The sequence below is a fragment of the Ramlibacter sp. genome (genome assembly GCF_028292805.1).
Classification (GTDB): Bacteria; Pseudomonadota; Gammaproteobacteria; order Burkholderiales; family Burkholderiaceae_C; genus Ramlibacter.
On sequence record NZ_JAQGLS010000129.1, the window covers coordinates 20,229 to 27,213 of the forward strand.

The 6,985-nt window shown below is 70.1% G+C and carries 7 protein-coding genes; all 7 read right to left on the reverse strand.

The features are described from left to right. Positions 1-25 precede the first annotated feature (25 nt). The gene (locus JWP65_RS07665; RefSeq protein ID WP_299762310.1) at positions 26-529 is read right to left on the reverse strand and encodes a YbaK/EbsC family protein; all 504 of its coding nucleotides are present in this window, start codon (positions 527-529) and stop codon (positions 26-28) included. Between the two features lie 6 nt (positions 530-535). Beyond that, positions 536-1,447, reverse strand: coding sequence for a hydroxymethylglutaryl-CoA lyase (locus tag JWP65_RS07670; RefSeq protein WP_299762313.1), 912 nt, complete (start codon positions 1,445-1,447; stop codon positions 536-538). 13 nt (positions 1,448-1,460) lie between these two features. Then, positions 1,461-2,381, reverse strand: a complete 921-nt coding sequence (locus JWP65_RS07675; RefSeq protein WP_299762316.1) for a glyoxylate/hydroxypyruvate reductase A — start codon at positions 2,379-2,381, stop codon at positions 1,461-1,463. Between the two features lie 82 nt (positions 2,382-2,463). Next, positions 2,464-4,455: an acetyl/propionyl/methylcrotonyl-CoA carboxylase subunit alpha gene (locus JWP65_RS07680; protein ID WP_299762319.1), complete on the reverse strand. Its 1,992-nt coding sequence runs from the start codon at positions 4,453-4,455 to the stop codon at positions 2,464-2,466. Continuing rightward, a complete protein-coding gene (locus JWP65_RS07685; protein WP_299762322.1) occupies positions 4,455-5,093 on the reverse strand; it encodes a DUF4126 domain-containing protein in 639 nt (212 codons plus the stop codon). The genes JWP65_RS07680 and JWP65_RS07685 overlap by 1 nt, the downstream gene beginning before the upstream one ends. Positions 5,094-5,100: 7 nt before the next feature. Continuing rightward, on the reverse strand, positions 5,101-5,886 hold the full coding sequence (locus JWP65_RS07690) for an enoyl-CoA hydratase/isomerase family protein (RefSeq protein WP_299762325.1): 786 nt from the start codon (positions 5,884-5,886) through the stop codon (positions 5,101-5,103). Positions 5,887-5,898: 12 nt separating this feature from the next. Then, a partial coding sequence (locus tag JWP65_RS07695) for a carboxyl transferase domain-containing protein (RefSeq protein WP_299762328.1) occupies positions 5,899-6,985 on the reverse strand: 1,087 nt, incomplete at its 5' end.

The following is a 6,985-nucleotide window of genomic DNA, read 5'->3' on the forward strand; positions in this document are numbered from 1 at the left end:
GCGAGTTCGGGCGGCCGGGCGGCGCTCATTTTGCCGGCCGCTGCACGACGTCGGCCACCGGCGCGCCGGTCAGCTGCTCCAGGTCGGCCGGGCGCAGCTTGAAGACACCGTGCGGATGGCCGGCGGCGGCCCAGATTTCCTCGAAGCGGAACAGCTCGCGGTCGATCAGCGTCACCGGCGGCTGCGCATGGGCGATCGGCGAAACGCCGCCGATCGAGAAACCGGTGCGGCTCTTGACGAAGTCGGCGTCGGCACGCCCGGTCTTGCCGACCAGCGCCTCGACCTTCTTTTCGTCGACGCGACGGTCGCCGGAGGTGATCACCAGCACCGCCGCATCGTCCGCCTTGCGGCGAAAGATGATGCTCTTGGCGATCTGGCCGACACCGATGCCGAGCGCGTCGGCGGCCTGCTGCGCGGTGCGGGCGGCGGCGTCCAGCATCACGGGCGAGTGCGGATGGCCCTTGTCCTGCAACGCGCGCGCGACGCGCCGCACGCCTTCGGGCAGGGACTGGAGTTCAGCGCCGCACATGGGTCCTCACGCCGCCACCCGCTTGTTCAACAGCGCCGTCGCCGCCCGCGAATTCGGCCTGCGGCCCAGGAAGTCGCTGATGTACTTGCCGGCGTCGACCAGCAGGTCGAGGTCGATGCCGGTATCGATGCCCATGCCATGCAGCATGTAGACCACGTCTTCGGTCGCCACGTTGCCGGTGGCGCCCTTGGCGTAAGGGCAGCCGCCCAGGCCGGCGACCGAGGCGTCGTATTGCCAGATGCCCATTTCCAGGCAGGCCAGCGTGTTGGGCAGGGCCTGGCCGTAGGTGTCGTGAAAGTGGCCGGAGATGTCGTCCAGGGCGTAGTGCCTGAGCGCCGCCTCCATCGCCGCCTGCACCTTGCGCGGCGTGCCGGTGCCGATGGTGTCGGCCACGCCCAGGTGCTGCACGCCGATCTGCTTCATCAGCCGCGCGACCAGCTCCACGCCATCGGGCGAGACTTCGCCCTGGTAAGGGCAGCCCACCGCCACCGAGACGGCGCCGCGGGTGTAGATGCCCTTGGCGCGGGCCGCTGCCACCACCGGTGCGAAGCGCTCCATGCTGTCGGCGATCGAGCAGTTGATGTTGCGCTGGCTGAAGGCCTCGCTGGCCGCCGCGAACACCACGATCTCGTCCGGCCGCGAGGCGAGCGCCGCTTCGAAGCCCTTCATGTTGGGCGTCAGCACCGAGTAGCGCACGCCCGGCTTGCGCCGGATGCCCGCCATGACTTGCGCCGCGTCCGCCATCTGCGGCACCCACTTGGGCGACACGAAGCTGGTGACCTCGACCTCCGTCAGACCGGCGTCCTGCAGCCGGTGCACCAGCTCGATCTTCACCGCCGCCGGCACCGGCTCCTTCTCGTTTTGCAGGCCGTCGCGCGGCCCCACGTCGACAAGCTTGACCTTGCTGGGATATTTCATGGCTTGGGTTCTTTCAGTAACCGCGCTGGCGGTCGACGACGCCGGCGATGGGTTGCCCCGCTTGCATCGCGCGGATCTTGCGCGCGATCTGGGCTGCGCTCTCGTCGCGCAAGGTGCGCGCCGACACGTGCGGGGTGACGACGATCTTCGGATGGCGCCAGAACGGATGGTCGGCCGGCAGCGGCTCGGTGCGGAACACGTCCAGCGCGGCGCCGGCGAGGTGGCCGCTGTCCAGCAGCGCCAGCAGGTCCTCGTCCACCAGGTGGCCGCCGCGCGCCACGTTGATCAGGTAGCCGCCGGACTGCAGACGTGACAGGCTTTCGCGGTTCAGGATGTTGCCCGTCTCCGGCGTCAGCGGCAGCAGGCAGACCAGCACCCGGGTGGCGGCAAGGAAGGCGCTCAGTTCCGCCTCGCCGGCATAGCAGCGCACGCCCGGCACTTCCTTGCCGCCGCGGCTCCAGCCCAGCACCGGGAACTCGAAGCCGGCCACGGCCTGGGCGACGCGTTGGCCGAGCACGCCCAGCCCCAGCACGCCGACCGGGAACTCCGAGCGCAGCCGCGGCCGCCGCAAGCCCCAGTTGCCCGTGCCGCCCTCGCGCGCATAGGCATCGAACTCGCGGAAGTGGCGGATGACCGCATGGCAGACGAACTCCGCCATCTGCACCGACATGCCGGCGTCGTCCAGCCGCACCACCACCGGGTCCGGCGGCAGCCGCAGCTTGAGCAGTGCGTCGACGCCGGCGCCGATGTTGAAGATGCCCTTCAGGCGCGGCTGCTCGTCGAGGAACTGCTGCGGCGGCGACCAGACCACGGCGTGGTCCGCCTGCGGCGCGCCGGGGCGCCATTGCTCGATCCGCGCCTCGGGCAGGAGCGATTGCAGGGCCTCGATCCAGGGGCCCACCTTGGTGTCGGTACAGCAGACGGTGATGCGCATGGGGGTATTGTGAATGCTCGTCGTTCCCGCGCAGGCGGGAGCCGGGGGCGCGCCGGATTCCCGCCTTTGGCGGGGACGACGGCTAAACCGTGATCTTCAGCAGCTCCGCCCCCTCCACCACCTGGTCCCCCGGCGCGTACATCAATTCCGCCACGGTGCCGTCGGCCGGCGCGGCAATGGTGTGCTCCATCTTCATCGCCTCCAGCACCGCCAGCGGCTGGCCCTTGCTGACCTTGTCGCCGGCCTTGACCGCGAACGAGACCACCTTGCCAGGCATCGGCGCCGTCAGCCGGCCGCCTTCGGCCGCCTGGTCGCCGGCGTGGGCCAGCAGGTCGATCGCCTCGATCTGCGTGGCGCCGGCCGGCGTGAACACATGGTCGGTCTCGCCCAGCGTGTAGACCACCGCCCGGGTGCGCTGCTCGCCGTACTGCACCGCGATAGCGTCGTCGCCGGCCGCCTCGAACAACAGCGGCTCGGCCCGGCCCTCGACCGTCAGCACCAGGCTGCCGTCGTGGCCGGTGGCGAGCTGCGCCTTGGCCTGCCGCGCGCCGAAGGCGAACTCCAGCCGGCGCACGCCGGTGCCGTGCGAGCGCCAGCCGTCGCGCCGGCTGAAGGGATCGCTGCCGGCCAGGGCCCGCTCGTCCCGCAGCGTCTTGGCGACGGCCGCCGCAGCCGCCAGCTCCAGCCCGACCGGCTCCTGGTTGAACAGCACGCCAGCCTCGCGCTGGATCAGCGCGGTGTCGAGGTCGGCCTGGGCGAACGAGCGGCTGCGCACCACGTGGCGCAGGAACTGCACGTTGGTGCTCAGGCCCACGATGTGGGTGCCGGCCAGCGCGGTGTCCAGCCGCGCCAGCGCTTCCTCGCGGGTGGCGCCGTGCACGATCAGCTTGGCGATCATGGAGTCGTAGTACGGCGAGATGGCATCGCCTTCGCGCACGCCATCGTCGATCCGCACCGTGCCGCGCTGAAAGGCGGTGGCCGGCGGCTTGCGATAAACGTGCAAGGTGCCGGTGGCGGGCAGGAAGTTGTTGTCGGGACTTTCGGCGCAGATCCGCGCTTCGATGGCATGGCCCTGGATGCGCAGTTCGTCCTGCCGCAGCGGCAGCGGCTGGCCGGCGGCCACCCGCAATTGCCACTCCACCAGGTCGAGGCCGGTGATCGCCTCGGTCACGGGATGCTCCACCTGCAGGCGGGTGTTCATCTCCATGAAGAAGAAGTTCATCTCGGCGCCCCGCTGTTCGACGATGAACTCCACCGTGCCGGCGCCGACGTAGTTGACGGCGCGGGCCGCGGCCACCGCCGCCTCGCCCATGCGCTGGCGCATGGCCGGCGTCATGCCCGGCGCCGGCGCTTCCTCCAGCACCTTCTGGTGGCGCCGCTGCACCGAGCAGTCACGCTCGAACAGGTAGACGTAGTTGCCCTGGGTGTCGCCGAACACCTGGATCTCGATGTGGCGCGGCCGGGTGACGTACTTCTCCACCAGCACCGCCTCGTCGCCGAAGCTGTTGCGCGCCTCGCGCTGGCACGAGGCCAGCGCACCGGCGAAGTCGGCCGCATTCTCCACCGCCCGCATGCCCTTGCCGCCGCCGCCGGCGCTGGCCTTGATCAGCACCGGGTAGCCGATGCGGTCGGCCTCGCGCTGCAGCAGCGCCGGGTTCTGGTCGCCGCCGTGGTAGCCCGGCACCAGCGGCACGCCCGCCTTTTCCATCAGCTGCTTGGCTTGCGCCTTCAGCCCCATGGCCTGGATCGCCGACGCCGGCGGGCCGATGAAGACGATGCCGGCGTCGGTGCAGGCACCGGCAAAGGCTTCGTTCTCGCTCAGGAAGCCGTAGCCCGGGTGGATCGCCTCGGCGCCGGTGCGGCGCGCCGCCTCGATGATCCGCTGCCACTGCAGGTAGCTGTCACGCGGGGCGCTGCCGCCCACGTGCACCGCTTCGTCGCAGGCCTGCACGTGCTTGGCGTGGGCATCGGCGTCGGAGTAGACCGCCACGGTCTGGATGGCCATGCGCCTGGCCGTCGCGGCGACGCGGCACGCGATCTCGCCGCGATTGGCAATGAGGATCTTCCTGAACATCAACCCAGCTCCCGCGGCAGCTGCCGCCCCTTGCAGAATTCGGACAGCCCGCGCAGCACCTTGCGCAGGAACTTGATCAGCACCACCAGCAGCACGACGGCCAGCACCACGCTGAGCAGCAGCGCGACGGCGAAGGCCACCGGATGCGTGGCCGCCAGCCACAGCATGAACACCACCAGGCCGTCCTCGGCCAGCGAGACAGCGATGTTGGAGAACGGCTCGGGCGAGGTGTTGACAGCGGCCCGCGTCGTCATCTTGGCGGCATGGCTGGTGGCCGCCAGCCCGCCTCCAAGCAGCGCCGCAATCCAGCCCATCGCCGCGCTGTCGGCGCCGAGCGCGCCAAAAGCCAGCGCCGCGCCGGCCGGGATGCGGATGAAGGTGTGCACCGCGTCCCAGACCGAATCGAGCAACGGGATCTTGTCGGCGAAGAATTCGATGAACAGCATGAAGCCGCTGGCCCCAAGCACCGCCGGGCTCTCCAGCACCTGCAGGCCGGCCGGCAGGTCGACCCAGCCCAGCACGCCGGCCATGCCGGTGAGGAACACGGCGGCGTACAGCCGAAAGCCGCTGGCCCAGCCGAGCGCAGCGGCCAGCGCCAGCAGCTGCGGCGTGTCGACCAGGCCGGCCAGGGCGTCCATGGCTTGCTTACTCGCCCGCCAGCCAGGACGGCTTGCGCTTGCCCAGGAACGCCTGCACACCTTCGCGGCCTTCCTCGCTGGCGCGCACGTCGGCGATGGTCTCCACCGTGCGGCGAATCAGGCCGGCGCTGATGTCGTGGCCGGCCACGTCGTGCAGCAGCGCCTTGCAGGTCCTGGCCGCTTCCGGCCCGACCCCGACCAGCGCGCGCGCCAGTTCGGCGACCTTGCCGTCCAGTGCGTCGGCGGTGACCACTTCGTGCACCAGGCCGATCCGCTTCGCTTCCTCGGCAGAGAAGCGTTCAGCGGTCAGGAAGTAGCGGTGCGCCGCCCGCGCGCCCACGGCGCGGATCACGTACGGGCTGATGGTGGCCGGCACCAGCCCCAGCCGCACTTCGCTCAGGCAGTACTGGGCGGTGTCGACCGAGACCGCGATGTCGCAGGCCGCGACCAGGCCGAGGCCGCCGGCATACGCGTCGCCGTGCACCCGCGCGATGGTCGGCTTGGCGAAGCGGTACAGGCCTTCCAGCATGCGGGCCAGGCCGGTGGCGTCGGCCACGTTCTCGTCGCGCGTGTAGCCGGCCACGCGCCTCATCCAGTTCAGGTCGGCGCCGGCGCAAAAGGCCGGGCCGTTGCCGGTCAGCACCACGCAGCGCACCTCGTCGCGCTTGGCCAGCTCGCTGAACACGGCCGCCAATTCGGTGACGACCTCGTCGTTGAAGGCGTTGCGCACTTCGGGGCGGTTCAGGGTGACGGTGGCGACGCCGGCGCCGAAGCTCAGTTCCAGGTGTTTCATGGGATGCGGTCCTTACATGCGGAAGATGCCGAACTTGGTGTCCGGGATCGGGGCGTTGAGCGAGGCCGACAGGCCCAGCGCCAGCACGCGGCGGGTGTCGGCGGGGGCGATGATGCCGTCGTCCCACAGGCGGGCGCTGGCATAGTAGGGATGCGACTGGTACGCGAACTGGTCCAGCAGCGGCTGCTTGAAGGCGGCTTCCTCCTCGGCGCTCCAGCTGCCGCCACGCAGCTCGATGCCGTCGCGCTTGACGGTGGCCAGCACGCTGGCGGCCTGCTCGCCGCCCATCACCGAGATGCGGGCGTTGGGCCACATCCACAGGAAGCGCGGCGAGTAGGCCCGGCCGCACATGCCGTAGTTGCCGGCGCCGTAGCTGCCGCCGATGATCACGGTGAACTTGGGCACGTTGACCGTCGCCACCGCCGTCACCATCTTGGCGCCGTGGCGGGCGATGCCTTCGTTCTCGTACTTGCGCCCGACCATGAAGCCGGTGATGTTCTGCAGGAACACCAGCGGCACCTTGCGCTGGCCGCACAGCTCGATGAAGTGCGCGCCCTTTTGCGCCGACTCTGAAAACAGGATGCCGTTGTTGGCGACGATGCCCACCGGCATGCCCTCGATGTGGGCGAAGCCACAGACCAGTGTGGGGCCGAAGCGCTGCTTGAATTCATGAAACTCGGAGCCGTCGACGATGCGGGCGATGATTTCGCGCACGTCGTACGGCTTGCGCACATCGGTGGGCACTACCCCGTACAGCTCTGTGGTGTCGAACTTGGGCGGGCGTGCCTCGCGCAGCTCGACGCTCGGGTTCTTGCCGCGGTTGAGCGTGGCCACGGCCTGCCGCGCCATTGCCAGGGCATGCATGTCGTTTTGCGCCAGGTGATCGGCCACGCCCGACAGCCGGGTGTGCACATCGCCGCCGCCGAGGTCTTCGGCCGAGACGATCTCGCCCGTGGCCGCCTTCACCAGCGGAGGCCCGCCCAGAAAAATGGTGCCCTGGTTCTTGACGATGATGGTTTCGTCGCTCATGGCTGGCACGTAGGCGCCGCCCGCCGTGCAGGAACCCATCACCACCGCGATCTGGGCGATGCCCTCCGCG

What these genes read in the sequence shown, in the direction of transcription:
- JWP65_RS07665 (WP_299762310.1), bottom strand. Translation starts at nt 529, where the DNA reads ATGTGCGGCGCTGAACTCCAGTCCCTGCCCGAAGGCGTGCGGCGCGTC.
- JWP65_RS07670 (WP_299762313.1), bottom strand. Translation starts at nt 1,447, where the DNA reads ATGAAATATCCCAGCAAGGTCAAGCTTGTCGACGTGGGGCCGCGCGAC.
- JWP65_RS07675 (WP_299762316.1), bottom strand. Translation starts at nt 2,381, where the DNA reads ATGCGCATCACCGTCTGCTGTACCGACACCAAGGTGGGCCCCTGGATC.
- JWP65_RS07680 (WP_299762319.1), bottom strand. Translation starts at nt 4,455, where the DNA reads ATGTTCAGGAAGATCCTCATTGCCAATCGCGGCGAGATCGCGTGCCGC.
- JWP65_RS07685 (WP_299762322.1), bottom strand. Translation starts at nt 5,093, where the DNA reads ATGGACGCCCTGGCCGGCCTGGTCGACACGCCGCAGCTGCTGGCGCTG.
- JWP65_RS07690 (WP_299762325.1), bottom strand. Translation starts at nt 5,886, where the DNA reads ATGAAACACCTGGAACTGAGCTTCGGCGCCGGCGTCGCCACCGTCACC.